13 protein-coding genes are annotated in these 16,418 nt (G+C 53.4%); 12 read left to right on the top strand and 1 reads right to left on the bottom strand.

Annotated features, from left to right (window positions below; translation table 11 throughout):
• Nucleotides 1-29: 29 nt before the first annotated feature.
• The 9 genes from JFC11_RS02680 (at nt 30) to tilS (ending at nt 10,784) form a co-directional block, all read left to right on the top strand.
• Nucleotides 30-536: an OmpH/Skp family outer membrane protein gene (locus tag JFC11_RS02680; protein WP_038481196.1), complete on the top strand. Its 507-nt coding sequence runs from the start codon at nt 30-32 to the stop codon at nt 534-536.
• A 52-nt stretch (nt 537-588) separates the two neighbouring features.
• A complete protein-coding gene (gene lpxD, locus JFC11_RS02675) occupies nt 589-1,626 on the top strand; it encodes a UDP-3-O-(3-hydroxymyristoyl)glucosamine N-acyltransferase (protein ID WP_038486502.1) in 1,038 nt (345 codons plus the stop codon).
• 137 nt (nt 1,627-1,763) lie between these two features.
• Nucleotides 1,764-2,207, top strand: a complete 444-nt coding sequence (fabZ, locus tag JFC11_RS02670) for a 3-hydroxyacyl-ACP dehydratase FabZ (protein WP_038481200.1) — start codon at nt 1,764-1,766, stop codon at nt 2,205-2,207.
• Nucleotides 2,204-2,971 (top strand): acyl-ACP--UDP-N-acetylglucosamine O-acyltransferase, encoded by a 768-nt coding sequence (gene lpxA, locus JFC11_RS02665; protein WP_198348660.1) that lies wholly within the window; start codon nt 2,204-2,206, stop codon nt 2,969-2,971. Before fabZ ends, lpxA begins: the two co-directional genes overlap by 4 nt.
• Before the next feature lie 61 nt (nt 2,972-3,032).
• On the top strand, nt 3,033-4,232 hold the full coding sequence (gene lpxB, locus JFC11_RS02660) for a lipid-A-disaccharide synthase (RefSeq protein ID WP_198348705.1): 1,200 nt from the start codon (nt 3,033-3,035) through the stop codon (nt 4,230-4,232).
• Nucleotides 4,222-4,839 (top strand): ribonuclease HII, encoded by a 618-nt coding sequence (rnhB, locus tag JFC11_RS02655; protein ID WP_120385801.1) that lies wholly within the window; start codon nt 4,222-4,224, stop codon nt 4,837-4,839. The genes lpxB and rnhB overlap by 11 nt, the downstream gene beginning before the upstream one ends.
• A gap of 38 nt (nt 4,840-4,877) precedes the next feature.
• Nucleotides 4,878-8,381, top strand: coding sequence for a DNA polymerase III subunit alpha (gene dnaE / locus JFC11_RS02650; RefSeq protein ID WP_198348659.1), 3,504 nt, complete (start codon nt 4,878-4,880; stop codon nt 8,379-8,381).
• 173 nt (nt 8,382-8,554) lie between these two features.
• Nucleotides 8,555-9,511 carry an acetyl-CoA carboxylase carboxyltransferase subunit alpha gene (locus JFC11_RS02645; protein WP_038486504.1) on the top strand — a complete coding sequence of 319 codons (957 nt, stop codon included), beginning with the start codon at nt 8,555-8,557 and terminating at the stop codon, nt 9,509-9,511.
• Complete coding sequence (tilS, locus tag JFC11_RS02640; protein ID WP_198348658.1) at nt 9,492-10,784, top strand: tRNA lysidine(34) synthetase TilS; 1,293 nt, start codon at nt 9,492-9,494, stop codon at nt 10,782-10,784. Before JFC11_RS02645 ends, tilS begins: the two co-directional genes overlap by 20 nt.
• Here tilS and ppx read toward each other — a convergent pair.
• Nucleotides 10,765-12,300 carry an exopolyphosphatase gene (ppx, locus tag JFC11_RS02635; RefSeq protein ID WP_038481218.1) on the bottom strand — a complete coding sequence of 512 codons (1,536 nt, stop codon included), beginning with the start codon at nt 12,298-12,300 and terminating at the stop codon, nt 10,765-10,767. The genes tilS and ppx overlap by 20 nt on opposite strands.
• 466 nt (nt 12,301-12,766) lie before the next feature.
• On the opposite strand from ppx, the gene rho reads away from it, so the two are divergent.
• The 3 genes from rho (at nt 12,767) to JFC11_RS02620 (ending at nt 16,411) form a co-directional block, all read left to right on the top strand.
• Nucleotides 12,767-14,026, top strand: a complete 1,260-nt coding sequence (gene rho, locus JFC11_RS02630; protein ID WP_038481222.1) for a transcription termination factor Rho — start codon at nt 12,767-12,769, stop codon at nt 14,024-14,026.
• A gap of 69 nt (nt 14,027-14,095) precedes the next feature.
• Nucleotides 14,096-15,589 carry a 4-hydroxy-3-polyprenylbenzoate decarboxylase gene (gene ubiD, locus JFC11_RS02625; protein WP_095602769.1) on the top strand — a complete coding sequence of 498 codons (1,494 nt, stop codon included), beginning with the start codon at nt 14,096-14,098 and terminating at the stop codon, nt 15,587-15,589.
• 42 nt (nt 15,590-15,631) lie between these two features.
• Nucleotides 15,632-16,411 (top strand): NAD(P)H-flavin reductase, encoded by a 780-nt coding sequence (locus tag JFC11_RS02620; protein WP_038481228.1) that lies wholly within the window; start codon nt 15,632-15,634, stop codon nt 16,409-16,411.
• The last annotated feature ends 7 nt before the right edge of the window (nt 16,412-16,418 follow it).

The raw sequence follows: 16,418 nt of genomic DNA, 5'->3' as shown, positions 1-16,418 counted from the left end.
TACCTACCTAATAAAAAGGAGTTAACACGATGCGTAAACTGACAGCAGCTGTGTGCCTACTTGGTGCAATGACGCTACCCGCCTACGCTGTTGCCGCTGAAGTGGCAGTGCTTGATTGGCGCGCCGCGTTGATGAATACACAGTCGGCTCAGTCATCGTTGAGCCAACTGGAAGGCCAAATCGGTAACCAGCAGCGTGAGGCTCAAGCGTTGGGCGAAGAGCTTCAACGCCTACAAGAGCGTTTACAGCGTGAAGGTGAGACGATGTCTCAGTCTCAGCGAGATCCGCTCATTGCTGAGCTTCAGCAAAAGGGTAGCCGCTTTGAGCAGCTGCGCCGTGAAGTGATCCAAGCGCAGCAAGCATCTGAGCAGCGGTTTCTTGAAGGCGCTGAGCCCAAGCTGGAACAAGCGGTAGAGCAGGTGCTAGAGCGCCACAACATTGATGTTCTGGTCGAACCTCAAGGGGTGTTGCACTCATCAACTGACCTGCCTAATGTGACTAATGAAGTCACACAGATTTTTGATTCGCTAAACTAATTTTAGGACTGTTGGTGCGGGCTAGCCCGCACCCATGTTTCTCTGGGCTTCTATGACGCACGCTCCTCATCACCTTACCCTTGCGGATATTGCACGTCACTTGGACGTCGATTTTGAAGGCGACGCCGAACAGCCGATTCGGGGTCTTGCAACGCTTAAAGAGGCAGCGCCTGATCAAGTCGCATTTCTCGCTAATCGTGCGTATTTAAAAGATCTAGCAACCACAAAAGCAGCGGCAGTGCTGCTTCATCCTGAGCATGGCAAGAATTGCCCTGTTCCGCGCTTAGAGATGGCTAATCCTTACTTAGGTTACGCAAAGCTTTCCCAACTATTTGATCCGTTACCTGCTCGGGATGTTACAGGTATTCACCCTACAGCTGTTGTAGCGGATGACGCTATGTTGGGCAAAGGTGTTTCTGTTCAAGCACATGCAGTGATTGAGGCAGGCGTTGTGTTAGGTGAGCGTGTAGTTGTTGGTGCTGGCAGTGTGATTGGTGCCGATAGTGTGATTGGCGATGATACTCGGCTACACGCCAACGTTACTGTTTGCCACGGTGTTGTTGTGGGCAAGCGAGTGATTTTGCAAAGCGGCTGTGTGATCGGTGGTGATGGTTTCGGCTTTGCCCATGACGGGGCAGGATGGCACAAAATCGCTCAATTAGGCGGGGTTGTGCTAGGCGATGATGTTGAAGTCGGCAGCTGCTCAAGCATTGACCGTGGCGCGTTGGGAGACACCGTCATTGGCAACGATGTAAAAATCGATAGCCAGGTACAGATTGCGCATAACGTAATCATTGGTGATCACAGTGCACTAGCGGGATGTGTTGGCATTGCTGGCTCCACGACAGTGGGTAAACACTGCATGCTCGGAGGGGGCGTTGGACTGTCCGGACACCTTACTATTTGTGACGGTGTGCAGGTAACGGGGATGAGTCTAGTGACCAATTCGATTCATGAGCCAGGTGTCTACTCTTCGGGTACTGGTGCCATGAGTAATACCCAATGGCGCAAGAATGCGGTGCGATTTAAACAGCTAGATGAAATAGCCAAGCGTTTATCTCGTTTAGAGAAAAGCCATCGCAGTAAGTAGAATTATGCCAGCAATATAGATACAGCTAGCTTGAGGCTGCATAGCAGCAGGTTATAATTCACTGTTTTTTAACCAGCAACTTTGCTGGCGCGTGCCTGATATGATTCAGGCCTTTTGTCATTTTAGAGGTCGTTACGATGGTTATGGATATTAACGAAATTCGCGAATACTTGCCTCATCGCTACCCGTTTTTGCTGGTGGATCGAGTAACGCAATTAACCGTGGGTGAATCCATCGTTGCGTACAAAAATGTCAGTATTAATGAGCCGTTTTTTAATGGCCATTTCCCGCACCATCCCATTATGCCAGGTGTTTTAGTCTTAGAGGCGCTGGCTCAGGTGTGCGGTATTTTAGGGTTTAAAACAGTCAATAAGCTGCCCGCTGACGGCTATGTGTACTATTTAGTAGGAAGCGATAATGTGCGCTTCAAACGCCCTGTTATGCCGGGAGACCAGTTAGTCCTGGAAGCCAATGTCATCCGTGGGAAACGTGGTATTTGGAAGTTCGCCTGCCGTGCCTCGGTTAATGGTGAATTAGCCTGTGAGGCGGAAATTATTTGTGCTGAGAGGAAGGTCGCTTGATACACCCTACTGCACTGGTTGATCCCAAAGCGCAGCTTGCTGACGACGTTGAGGTTGGCCCGTTTAGTGTTATTGGGCCAGGCGTCACGATTGGCGCTGGCTCTGTGATAGGCCCCCACGTGGTTATTAAAGGGCCTACCGTTCTAGGTGAACGTACGCGAATTTTTCAGTTTGCTTCGGTAGGAGAAGACTGCCAAGACAAGAAATACGCGGGCGAGCCAACACGGTTGGTAATGGGGGATGATAACGTTGTCCGTGAAGGCGTTACCCTCCATCGTGGTACCGTGCAGGATCGCGGCGAAACCACTATTGGCTCGCGTAACCTATTTATGGCGTATGTTCATGTCGGTCATGACTGTGTGATTGGCAACGACTGTATCCTAGCTAACCAAGTTACTTTGGCAGGTCATGTGGTTCTCGGCGATCACGCCATTTTGGGTGGCCTAGCGGCTGTTCACCAGTTTTGTCACTTTGGTGAACATGCGATGGCCGGAGGCGGGTCGATTATTACCAAAGACACGCCCGCCTATGTGATGATCAATGGCAACCCTGCTGAAGCGCGAGGCCTTAATCTTGTTGGTTTGAAGCGCCGTGGCTTTAGTCGAGACGCGATTAATGCATTAAGCAGTGCCTACAAGCTGGTATACCGCCAGGGCTTAACTGTCGAACAGGCGGTTAGCGAAATGCGCAGCCGATTCGATCTGCCCGAAGTCACCACGTTTGCCGACTCTATTGAACGGTCAACGCGCGGTATCGTCCGCTAACGATATTGATGTCTAGCTGACATCAACGATGGATTCAAATGCCACTACTTCTCCCGTCATCATGACACTTCAGCGCGTCTATATTGTTGCAGGTGAACTCTCCGGCGATATCCTCGGGGCAGGATTGATGCACGAGCTGAAGCTGCGTCACCCCAACATTGAGTTTCGTGGGCTGGGTGGGCCTCGCATGGAAGCGCATGGTCTGACGAGCCGCTTTCCCCTTGAAACATTATCGGTGATGGGTCTTGTTGAAGTCATCAAGCACTTGCCAGAGCTCATTCGCGTGCGCCGCACTCTGCGTGAAGAAGCGCTCGCCTGGCAGCCGGATATTATGATTGGCATTGACGCGCCTGACTTTAATATCGGCCTTGAAAAACAGCTGCGTGCCGCCGGATTAAAGACAGCTCACTATGTCAGCCCTTCGGTATGGGCATGGCGGCAAGGGCGGGTGAAAAAGATCGCCAAGGCGGTTGATGGCATGTTGACGCTACTGCCGTTTGAGGCTGACTTTTACCATCAGCACCAGGTACCGGTCGCCTTTGTTGGTCATCCATTAGCGGATGAATTACCGCTTGAGAATGACCGCCAAGCGGCTCGCCAAACACTCGCATTGCCTGCTCAAGCCCCTGTTCTGGCAATATTGCCTGGTTCCCGGGGTAATGAAATACGCTTTCTTGGTGATACGTTTTTACGCGCTGCTGAGCTGCTCTGTCAGCGTAATGAAGCGCTACATGTGGTCATTCCCGCAGCGACCCACCAGCGTTATCAAGAAATCACCCAGCTCCTGGCAAGCTACCCCACGTTAAGCGAGCGTGTCATGCTCTTGGAAGGGCAGGCTCGCGAGGCGATGGTAGCCAGCGATGCTGTGTTGCTGGCTTCGGGCACCGCCGCGCTAGAAGCCATGCTATGTCATCGGTCAATGCTAGTGGCTTATAAAATGGCACCGACGACCCACTGGCTGGCAAAGCGGTTGGTGAAAACCGAGTGGATTTCACTACCCAATTTGATTGCTCAAGAGGGCGTTGTGCCCGAGCTGATTCAGGACGCTGCCTCACCAGAAACGATCGCTGATCGGCTCGGCGAAATGCTTAATAATGCCCAAGAACGTAACGCCCTGGAGGCACGCTTTGCCGATATGCATCGTGCATTACAGCGCAATGCCAGCCAACGGGCGGCACAAGCAATTTCCGCGATGGTGGCGGGCCAGCCATTGGATAGCAACGAAATAGCTTCCCAAGAAGGGAATCATCATGGCCGTTAAGCCGACTGACTATTCCCCCTTAGTGATCGACTATCGTGGTGACTTCTTAGCGGGCGTTGACGAAGTTGGGCGTGGGCCTCTGATTGGCAGTGTTGTGGCATCGGCGGTGATTCTTGATCCTAGTCGCCCTATTGAAGGGCTGACGGATTCAAAAAAGCTCACCGCTAAGAAACGCGAAGCGCTGGATGTGCAGATTCGCGAACGTGCGCTAGCGTTTGCTGTGGCCGAGGCCAGTGCTGCTGAGGTTGATCAGCTAAATATCTACCATGCCACTCATCTTGCTATGCGGCGTGCCATTGATGCTTTAATACCCGCGGCTGAATATTTATTGGTAGATGGTAATCGGTTGCCCGGCCACGAGCTTCCTGGGCAAGCGGTGGTAAAAGGTGATGCCCGCCATCCTGCGATCGCCGCTGCGTCAATTTTGGCCAAGGTGGCCAGAGATGCTCAGATGGCTGAGCTTGATCTGCGCTATCCTGATTATGGCTTTGCCCGCCATAAAGGTTATCCAACGAAAGAACATTTAGCGGCATTGTCTGCACACGGGCCGCTTGCCGAACACCGCCGGAGCTTTGCGCCGGTTCAGCGTCAGTTAGCGCTGCTGTAAGCATTTTCTATTTATCTAGCTTTGTTGCTGAGAGTCCCATGACGGTTCCGTTTGTTCATCTACGTTTGCACAGTGAATACTCCCTGGTTGATGGCTTGGTAAAACTCAAGTCACTGGTCAGTACCACCGCTGAGCGCGGGATGCCGGCTCTGGCCTTAACCGATGAAGCTAACTTGTTTGGTTTGGTTAAGTTCTACAAAGCGGCGCAGGGCGCTGGTCTCAAGCCCATCATCGGTAGCGACTTATGGCTGTACAACCCCCATGATGAGGCCCATCCGTATCGCATTACGCTGCTGGCGATGAACGATGTTGGTTACCGCAATCTCACCGAATTGATTTCTAAGGGGTGGACCGATGGCCAGCGCCAAGGGCGAGCCATTCTGGACAAACAGTGGGTGCTAGCGCAAAGCGAAGGACTAATTGCGCTATCAGGCGGACGTGAAGGCGAGATAGGTCGTCACTTGCTGTCTGATCATGAACGCGAAGCTAGGGAGCTGTTGGAAGAGTGGCAGCGCGCCTTTCCAGACCGTTTTTATTTGGAGTTAATCCGTACCGGGCGGCCGCTTGAAGAAGATTGCGTTCACGCGAGTGTGAAGCTGGCGATTGAGTCGAATACCCCAGTGGTAGCGACCAATGACGTGCGCTTTTTAGAGCGGGAGGACTTTTGGGCACACGAAACCCGCGTTGCCATCGGCGAAGGCAAGGCCTTGGATGACCCGCGCCGTGAAAGACGCTACACCGAAGAGCAGTACCTAAAAAGCCCTGAGGAGATGGCAGCACTGTTTGCTGATATTCCTGAGGCGCTTGAGAACAGCGTTATGATCGCCGAGCGGTGTAGCGTTGATGTACGGTTGGGCGAAATTTTCCTACCTGAGTTCGAAATTCCCGAAGGGATGACTCAGGATGAGTTTTTCCGCAAAGTCTCCCATGACGGCCTCACTGAACGGTTAGATTTTCTGTTCCCTGTTGAACAGTACCCCCGCGATAGCGACGCATATCGCGAGATTGATCAACGTTACCGTGACAGGCTTGAGTTTGAGCTGAACGTTATTATCCAAATGGGCTTTCCTGGTTACTTCCTGATCGTGATGGACTTTATCCAGTGGGCCAAGGATAACAACGTGCCAGTCGGCCCAGGGCGTGGTTCCGGTGCGGGCTCATTAGTGGCTTACGCGCAAAAAATTACCGATCTTGACCCCATTGGCTACGATCTGCTGTTCGAACGCTTTCTTAATCCTGAGCGTGTCTCCATGCCCGACTTTGACGTCGACTTTTGCATGGAAAAACGCGACAAAGTGATTGAGTATGTAGCTAACCGCTATGGCCGCAATGCGGTATCTCAGATTGTCACCTTTGGCACCATGGCTGCAAAAGCGGTGGTGCGCGATGTGGCCCGCGCTCAGGGGCGGCCTTACTCCTTAGGCGATAAGCTCTCTAAGCTAATCCCCTTTGAAGTGGGTATGACGCTTGCCAAAGCGATAGAGCAAGAACCAGCACTGAAAGAGTTTATCGGCAATGACGACGAAGCCGAAGAGATCTGGGAAATGGCTCTCAAGCTAGAGGGCACCACCCGGGGGACCGGTAAGCACGCGGGGGGCGTCGTTATTGCGCCCACCAAACTGACCGATTTCTCGCCGCTGCTGTGCGATGAAGATGGCTCTGGCCTGGTGGTGCAGTTCGATAAAAACGACATCGAAGACGCTGGGCTAGTAAAGTTCGACTTTTTGGGCTTGCGGACGCTGACGATTATCGACTGGGCACTGGAAATGGTCGATAAAGTGCGGGGGGTAAACGGTCAAGCGCCACTTAACATCGACGCTATCCCGCTGGACGACAGCAAAACGTTTGAGATGCTTAAACGCGCGGAAACCACCGCCGTTTTCCAGTTGGAATCTCGTGGTATGAAGGAGCTGATTAAGCGCCTGCTGCCAGACTCCCTCGACGATATGATCGCCCTGGTGGCGCTATTCCGCCCAGGCCCGCTGCAGTCCGGCATGGTTGATGACTTTATCAATCGTAAGCACGGCCGTGCCGAAGTCTCTTATCCCCACCCAGATTATCAGCATGACCTGTTAAAGCCGGTACTTAGCCCGACATACGGCATTATTTTGTACCAAGAGCAGGTCATGCAGATTGCTCAGGTAATGGCCGGTTATTCTTTGGGGCAGGCAGACATGCTGCGCCGCGCCATGGGTAAGAAAAAGCCCGAAGAGATGGCTAAGCAGCGTTCAGGCTTTATGGAAGGCTGTGCCGCCAACGGTATTGATAAAGATCTTGCTGGCAATATCTTTGATCTTGTTGAGAAATTCGCCGGTTACGGTTTTAACAAATCGCACTCTGCTGCTTACGCCTTGGTGTCTTATCAAACCGCCTGGTTGAAAGCGCACTATCCTGGCCCGTTTATGGCCGCCGTTATGTCAACGGAAATGGATAACCTGGACAAGGTGGTGCCGCTAATTGAGGAGTGCCGCCACCTCAAGCTTACCGTCACACCGCCGGATGTTAATGTCGGTGGCTACAAGTTCACCGTTGATACGGAAGGGCGCGTGGTTTACGGCCTGGGTGCCATTCGCGGTGTGGGTGAAGGTCCGATTGGTGCGATTGTTGAAGCCCGTAGCACCGATGGTCCATTTAAAGATCTTTTCGATTTTTGTCGCCGCCTTGATCCAAAACGGATGAACAAGCGAACGCTAGAAGCGCTGATTCGCTCTGGCGCACTGGATAATCTTGGCCCTAACCGGGCGGTGCTTTCCGCCGCGATGGAAGACGCCTTGAAAGCGGCTGCTCAAAACCATGCCAACCAAAATCTGGGTATGCTGGATATGTTTGGCGATGCGTTTACAGCGGAAGAGGAAGAAACGGATCCTTATGCTGAGTATCAGAGCGCCCGTGAATGGACAGATCGTGAGCGTCTTTCTGGTGAAAAAGATACGCTGGGTCTCTATCTGACCGGCCATCCCATTGATGAATATGAGCGTGAGCTAAAGCGCTTTGTCTCTACTCGCATTAGTGATTTGAAGGCCTCTCGTGAGCCGCAGCGGGTGGCTGGCTTAGTGGTAGCCATGCGCACCATGAAGTCCAAACGTGGCGATACCATGGCGTTTATCACGCTGGATGATCGCACCGGGCGTATCGAGGCCTCTCTATTTGGCGAACTATTTGAGCAACTGCGAGGCCAAATCGAATCTGACCAAGTGATTATCGTTGAAGGTGAAGTATCCAACGATGACTTCTCCGGCGGTTTGCGCTTGCGGGGTAAAGACGTTACGCCGATGGTGACCGCGCGGATTCGCTATGGCGAAGCAGTGGAATTAGCATTAGATGCTGAACAGATCAACGGGCGTTTAGTCGATAGCCTGCGTGAGAGTCTTGCGCCATACCGCGATACCGGCGGGTTGCCGGTACGGCTACAGTATCGCCACTCAGCAGCGGTTGGCTGGCTGGCGCTGGCTGATGAATGGAAAGTAGCTCCCAGCGACGACCTGCTGTTGGCCCTTCGTGATGTGCAGGGGCAGGTTGGCGTTCAGCTACGTTACCGCTAACAAACGCTACAAACGTGCGCGTGCCACCGTCAAATTGAGTGCTAAATGGCGGTGCGGCACGCTAATTGAAAGGGTACTGCCTTGCGTGGCAGGTTCAGGGTGCGATAATGCCCCTCATACATGCCCGTTTCGACAAGGCTTCTTTTTTTATAGGCAGCTTACAGGCAGAGCCGATGAATCCTAACTATCTCGATTTTGAACAGCCCATTGCCGAGCTTCAGGCAAAAATTGAGGAGCTGCGTTTGGTCAGCTCCGATAGCCAGGTTAATCTCTCCGATGAGATATCTCGGCTGGAAGAGAAAAGCCGTAAGTTAACCGAATCGATCTTCAAGGATTTAACGCCCTGGCAGGTTTCCCAGATATCTCGCCATCCGCAGCGCCCTTATACGCTGGATTATCTTGAGCATATTTTTACTGACTTTGATGAGCTTCACGGCGACCGCAACTTTGCCGATGATGCAGCCCTTGTCGGAGGCGTCGCGCGTCTGAATGATCAGCCGGTGATGGTTATTGGGCATCAAAAAGGACGCGATGTTAAAGAGAAAGTACGTCGCAACTTTGGCATGCCGCGTCCAGAAGGCTACCGTAAAGCCTGTCGCCTAATGGAAATGGCTGAACGCTTTAAAATGCCCATCCTAACGTTTATCGATACGCCTGGGGCTTACCCAGGGATCGATGCAGAAGAGCGCGGTCAGTCGGAAGCCATTGCGTATAATTTGGCGGTGATGTCACGCCTGAAAACACCGATTATCTCCACCGTAGTGGGGGAAGGTGGTTCTGGTGGCGCGCTGGCGATTGGTGTGTGCGACGAGCTGCATATGCTGCAGTACTCTACCTATTCGGTTATTTCTCCGGAAGGCTGTGCGTCTATTCTTTGGAAGAGTGCTGAAAAAGCATCTGACGCCGCCCAAGCCATGGGGATCACTGCTGAGCGCCTCAAAGAGCTTGGCTTTGTTGATGAGCTGATTAAAGAGCCGCTAGGTGGTGCTCATCGCCATCCGCTGACAACGGCTGAACGCGTTAAAGAGGCTTTGGCTAATAGTCTGGAGCGTCTGCAAAGCTTTGATAGCGATGCGTTACTGGAGCGCCGCTATAAGCGGTTAATGAGCTATGGCGCCCCAGCCGCCTAAGCCGCTGTTACGTTTACTGAATGACGCCCTGGCGGAGACCCCGCCGGGGCGTACTATTTGGATAGCGCTTTCCGGTGGGCTAGACTCTTCGCTGCTGCTGACGCTATCCGCTCAGGTTTGCCGGGACGCACGTCGTCCGCTGCGGGCGATTCATATTAACCATGGTCTACAGGCGGCAGCCAGCGCCTTTGAAGCGCATTGTCAAACGCTGTGCGATACGCTTGGTGTATCACTAGTGACGGCAAACGTTGCTGTCGACGCTCAGGGCGAAGGTATAGAGGGGGCGGCGCGGCGAGCGCGTTACCAGGCGTTCATGGCGCATATTCCCGCTGGCGATACGCTATGGCTAGCCCAGCACCAAGATGACCAAGCCGAGACGCTACTGCTGGCCGCGTTGCGCGGCAGTGGTGTGCGTGGCTTGGCGGGCATGCCTTTTCGCCGCGAGTGGCAGGGGCTCACTCTGCTGCGGCCCTGGTTGAGTGTCAGCCGACAGACGTTGGCTGATGCCGCGCATGGATTATCAATCAGTTGGTGCGAAGACCCGACAAACCGAGACATCGCGTTTGATCGTAATCGCTTACGCCATCAAGTGATGCCAGCATTACAGCTACGTTGGCCTGGCGCTGCACGGGCCCTTGCCAACAGTGCCCAGCATGCCGGTGAGGCAGACCAGCTGTTGGCGGCCTATGCCGCGGAAGAGCTGGCAACGCTGATGCGCGGAGAGTACTGCATGGATGCTACGCTGCTTAGTCAACGCTCCTTACCTCGCCAGCGGCTGCTGGTGCGTACGCTTTGTAAGCAGCTAGCGCTCCCAACACCCCCTCAAAAACGCCTTGAAAGCCTGCTTGCGCAATTAGATGCAGCGGATGACGCCCAGGTGAAGGTTACATGGCCAGGGGCAGACGCACGAATTTGGCAACGCCGTCTCTATCTCATGGAACCGCTTAAGCCGCTGCCTAAGTGGGAAACCGAGTGGGAGGGTGAGCCAGGGAAGATAACCCCCCTAGGCAGGCTGGAAGTAACACTGCTGCCGCCGCGCCGCGTAACCTTGCGTTGGCGACGTGGTGGTGAAGTGGTTGCATTAAAAGAGCGCGGACGGCGGGATGTTAAACGCTTACTCCAAGAGCGGGGAGTGCCGCCCTGGGAGCGTGAGCGTTTGATTGTAGTAATGGAAGGTGAGTTATGCTTGGGCGTTATCCAGCCGCCTGCCAACGTATTGTGGCAGGCTGAAGGCGTTGTTCTTGCCTCTACATCTACACCACCGAAAACGTAAACCCAGCCGCTGTCATATAGGCCTGTTCCTGCTCCATATCGGTACTTAACAGCGTCGGTTCGTCGCTAGGTGGTAGCGTCATCAGCAGTGCTTCACCCTCTGCGTTAATCTCTGGTAGCGGCGGGGGATTTTCAGACCGGGAGTGATTAATAAGCACGGCAAGGCGCAGCAGACGAGCAAGCTTGGCACAACCTTCCTGATGAGAGGCCGGCAGGGCCTGCCACTCTTTAGTCGGAAACTTGCGTCGATGGGCGCGCACTAAAAACGCTAGCAAACGTTGCTCAGGGCGTGAAAAGCCAGCCAGGTCGGAATGTTCCAGCAAATAGGCGCCGTGGCGATGGAATTGACTATGAGAAATAGCCAAACCAATTTCATGTACATGGCTTGCCCAGACAAGATAGTGGCCTTGCTCTTTTGTTAATCCCCAGGATTTTTTTACTTTATTGAATAGGCGAAGGGCAGTGTCGGCGACATTTTCTGCCTGCCGAGAGTCAACATCATAAATCCGCTTCAATGCATCTAGGCTTTTAGAACGGGTATCTTCCGCGCTATTCCGTCCCGCCATGTCATAAAGCACTCCTTCGCGCAGGGCGCCGTCTGCAAAGCGCATTTGGGAAAGATTAAAGGCTTCAAAAATAGCGTTTAAAATGGCGATACCTGCCGGAAAGACTTTTGCTCGGTCAGGTTTTAGCCCATCTAGCTCAACTTTCTCCAGCTGTTTGCATTTTAGTAGGCGTTCACGCAGCTTTTTCAATCCACTACGGGTGATAACACCTTCTTGGGGCGAATCGCCGTAAGCATATAACACGCTCGCGGCAGCCTTTATCGTTCCGCTGGAGCCCACCGGGTCATCCCAGCCAAGGCGTAGGTAGGGACGCTGAATGTTGGCCAGTTCTGACAGGGCAGACAGCTCAGCACGACGCATACGCTTTTCACTAAGTTCGCCATCAGGAAAAAAGCGGCTGCTGAAGGTGACGCAGCCCATGCGTAAGCTCTCAAGTGCTTTGGGCTCGAAGGCTTCGCCAATGATAAATTCCGTCGATCCGCCGCCGATATCAACAATTAAGCGGCGACCAGTTTCGGCTAGCGCGTGGGCGGCACCTAAATAAATAAGCCGGGCCTCTTCGCGGCCAGCAATAATTTCGATGGCGTGGCCAAGCTGCGCTTCGGCACGCTCGATAAACGCTTGGCTGTTATAGGCATCGCGCAACGCATTCGTACCGACAATGCGCAGATTGGCATCCTCAATGTCGTTGAGAAAGGGTGCAAAACGGCCTAGACAGTCCAACGCGCGCTGCATGGCTGCCTCGTTTAAATAGCCGTTCTCGTCTAGCCCAGCGGCTAACTGAACCTTTTCACCCATCCTGGCAACGACTTGAAGGCGCTCGTTTTGATAGTTAGCGACCAGCAGGTGGAAGCTGTTAGAACCCAGGTCGATGGCGGCTAAGCGCTGCGGTTCAGTGTGATCCAGTTCAGCCGACGGCGCGGTGAGAGGGAGTGAAATTTCCTTGGGCATGGGCGTTCCTTCCTAGTGGCTATGCCAAGGTTGCGGTGCCTTATTAGTATTGTCAATTGTCAAACACTTGCGTTTATCGCGGGCCTTGACTACCATCGAACTACTGGCTTGATCCGAGTTAACTTGTTTGCCTATTAAACAGGCGTATTACTCGGGTATTCCGAGCAGTACGTATCCAATGGCATCAGCCAGATGTCCAAGTCGTCAGATAACCCGCTGAAACAGCATTTTCTGTGCCGATCAGATTAACTAGTTTATTAGCACCCTCACGCTAAGCAGTCATTGATGCCGCTACTCCTTTATTGGCATTTGCTTCAAGACTGCCCAGCTTTCAGTATCTGAGTGTGTGCCTAGATGGGGTTCTGAACGCATCACTCGGCGCTTAGCCCTACTATTTAGGCCACGCCTCCTGTCTTATTCCCGGCGCTTGTCGCCCAGCTTTCATGAGCAACTTTCTAACACACCGATGAATCTCACTGAACTCAAGCAAAAAACCGTTCCCGAGCTGCTCGATATCGCCCGCGAGATGGGTATCGACAACTTAGCCCGTTCGCGCAAGCAGGACATCATTTTCGCCATCCTCAAAAAGCATGCTAAAAGTGGAGAGGATATTTATGGCGATGGTGTGCTGGAAATCCTTCAGGATGGCTTCGGCTTCCTGCGTAGCGCTGACAGCTCGTACCTCGCTGGACCGGATGATATCTACGTATCGCCGTCTCAGATCCGTCGTTTCAATCTGCGTAAAGGCGACTCCATTTCCGGCAAAATCCGCCCGCCTAAAGAAGGTGAGCGCTACTTTGCCCTGCTCAAAGTTAGCCAGATCAACTTTGATCGTCCGGAAAATGCCAAGCATAAGATTCTCTTTGAGAACTTAACGCCGCTGTTCCCAGACGACCGGCTGCGCATGGAGATTGGTAATGGCTCTACCGAAGATCTTACCGCGCGCATCATTGACCTGACTGCGCCGATTGGTAAAGGTCAGCGCGGTCTGTTGGTGTCACCGCCTAAAGCGGGTAAGACACTGATGCTACAAAACATCGCGACGTCCATTACGCGCAACAATCCTGAGTGCCATCTGATTGTATTGCTGATCGATGAGCGTCCTGAGGAAGTGACCGAAATGTCACGCACCGTGCGTGGCGAAGTGGTTGCCTCTACCTTCGATGAACCACCCGCCCGCCACGTGCAGGTTGCAGAAATGGTTATCGAAAAAGCCAAGCGTCTAGTAGAGCACAAGAAGGACGTGGTGATTCTGCTTGACTCCATCACTCGTCTAGCACGTGCCTACAACACCGTAGTGCCCAGCTCCGGCAAAGTGCTAACCGGTGGTGTGGACGCTCACGCTCTTGAGAAGCCAAAACGTTTCTTCGGTGCCGCGCGTAATATCGAAGAGGGCGGTAGCTTGACGATTATTGCCACTGCGCTGGTCGATACTGGTTCGAAAATGGACGAAGTTATTTTCGAAGAGTTCAAGGGCACCGGCAACATGGAAGCGCACCTTGACCGCAAGCTGGCTGAGAAACGCGTGTTCCCCGCGATCAATATCCGTCGCAGCGGTACTCGGCGTGAAGACCTACTGGCGTCTGAAGATGAAATGCAGCGTATGTGGATTCTTCGCAAGCTGCTCAACCCGATGGAAGACACGGCTGCTACAGAGTTCCTGATTGATCGTCTGAAGGATACCAAGACGAATCTGGAGTTCTTTGAAGCAATGAAGCGCCGCTAGGCGCTGCATTACGGCCAAGCACTAGCGATAAACGTCTGACAGCCGGAGAAGTGCCTTGAGGAGAGTGCCTTGAAGTACCACGACTTGCGCGATTTTATTGCGGCACTTGAAGCGCAGGGTGAACTTAAGCGAATTAAAGCCGAAGTTGATCCTTATCTGGAAATTACCGAAATTTGCGACCGGACATTGCGTGCTGGCGGCCCCGCGCTGTTGTTCGAGAATGTGAAGGGTCATGACATGCCGCTGCTGGGCAACCTTTTTGGTACGCCTAAACGGGTTGCGTTGGGCATGGGGCAGGATTCGGTAGAGGCGCTGCGCGAAGTGGGTAAACTACTGGCGTTTCTAAAAGAGCCTGATCCGCCCAAAGGGCTAAAAGACGCCTGGGACAAGCTGCCGATTTTCAAGCAAGTGCTAAGTATGGGGCCAAAAATCGTTAAGCGGGCCCCGGTACAAGAGCTGTCGTTTGAAGGCGATGAGGTTGACTTAGATCGTTTGCCGATCCAGCACTGCTGGCCTGGCGATGCGGCGCCGCTAGTGACTTGGCCATTGGTGATTACCAAAGGCCCGCATAAAAAGCGTCAAAACCTCGGTATTTACCGCCAACAGAAAATTGCTAAAAACCGCCTGATTATGCGTTGGCTCTCCCATCGAGGCGGTGCGCTGGATTTCCTTGAGTTTCAAAAAGCGCATCCCGGTGAGCCATTTCCTGTGGCGGTGGCGCTGGGGGCAGACCCTGCAACGATTTTAGGCGCCGTCACACCGGTACCCGACTCTCTCTCCGAGTATGCATTCGCTGGGCTTCTTCGCGGTTCACGCACAGAGCTTGTTAAGTGCGGCCATGCTGATCTGGAAGTGCCTGCATCTGCAGAAATCATGCTTGAAGGGTTTATTTATCCCGACGATATGGCAGCGGAAGGGCCATTTGGCGATCACACCGGTTATTACAACGAAGTCGATCACTTCCCCGTTTTTACCGTCACGCGGATGACGATGCGGCGGGACGCGATATACCACTCCACGTATACCGGCCGCCCCCCCGATGAGCCAGCTATTCTAGGCGTCGCGCTTAACGAGGTGTTTGTCCCGATCCTGTGTAAGCAGTTCCCGGAGATTGTTGACTTCTACCTGCCGCCGGAAGGGTGCTCCTATCGGATGGCCGTCGTGACCATGAAGAAGCAGTACCCAGGTCACGCCAAGCGCGTCATGATGGGGGTTTGGAGCTTTCTGCGTCAGTTTATGTACACCAAGTTTGTCATTGTACTGGATGACGACGTCGACGCGCGTAACTGGGAAGACGTGATGTGGGCAATTACCACGCGTATGGACCCAGCACGGGATACCGTGATGGTGGAAAATACTCCCATTGATTACCTCGACTTTGCGTCTCCGGTGTCTGGGTTGGGGTCTAAAATGGGGCTCGACGCCACCAATAAATGGCCAGGAGAAACGGATCGAGAGTGGGGGATACCCATCGTGATGGACGATTCGATAAAGACCCGCGTTGACGAGCGTTGGGACGAGCTGGGCATTGATATCCCGTTACCCACACCTCGCCACGGCTAACCCAGTGGCGCAGGTCGGACGATTCTTCATAAAGAGGCTTTCATGAGCGCAAGCACGTCAACTTGCAAGACGTTAACCTGCCAGGTAACCGCCGTTGAGGATTTAAATCCCGACGTCTTTGGGGTGACTCTGGAAGGGCGGCCAGAAGCCATGCAGCATGCGCCTGGTCAGTATTTAGAGCTGAAACTAGACGATAACACCTGGGTGCCGTTTTCAATTGCCAGCGCTGAACGTGGCGATGGCATTATCGAATTGCATATTCAACACTGGCCTGAACGGGACAACTCAGCTCGTCTGAGAGAGCTGTTGCAGGTGGCCAACCAGTTGACCGTACGATTACCCAGTGGTGACTGTGTGCTGGACGCCGAAAGCGAGCGCCCGCTACTGCTGGTCGCGGCAGGCACCGGTTTTGCACAGATGAAAGCCATTGTAGAAGCAGCGTTACGACAGCAGCCCGCCCGGCCTATTTCGCTATGGTGGGCAAACCGCGAGCACCGCGATCTGTATGCCGAAGACTTGGCCTGCGAATGGGCACAAGAGTATGCCAATGTTGCTTTTCAAGCCGTAACAGAGTTTCCGCTTACCGAGCCGCTGGCGGTTGGTGAACGAATATCACACCATCAAGGACGCGTTGACCTAGTGCTGGAAAGTGCCCTTGAGAGCGAACTTGCAAGGGCTCAGTTGACGCCCAGCGATTGTGATATCTTCCTATCAGGCTCACCGGGGATGGTTTACGCCTGTGTTGATGTGTTCGAGCGAAAAAACATCAGTAGTGAGAGAATGTTCTCGGATGTATTTGCCTACGCTCCTCGCCCTCACTAAAATGATC

The sequence above is a fragment of the Vreelandella alkaliphila genome, assembly GCF_016107625.1.
GTDB lineage: Bacteria > Pseudomonadota > Gammaproteobacteria > Pseudomonadales > Halomonadaceae > Vreelandella > Vreelandella alkaliphila.
The sequence above is the reverse complement of the archived record's forward strand: the minus strand, read 5'-3'. Positions and strand labels throughout refer to the sequence as shown.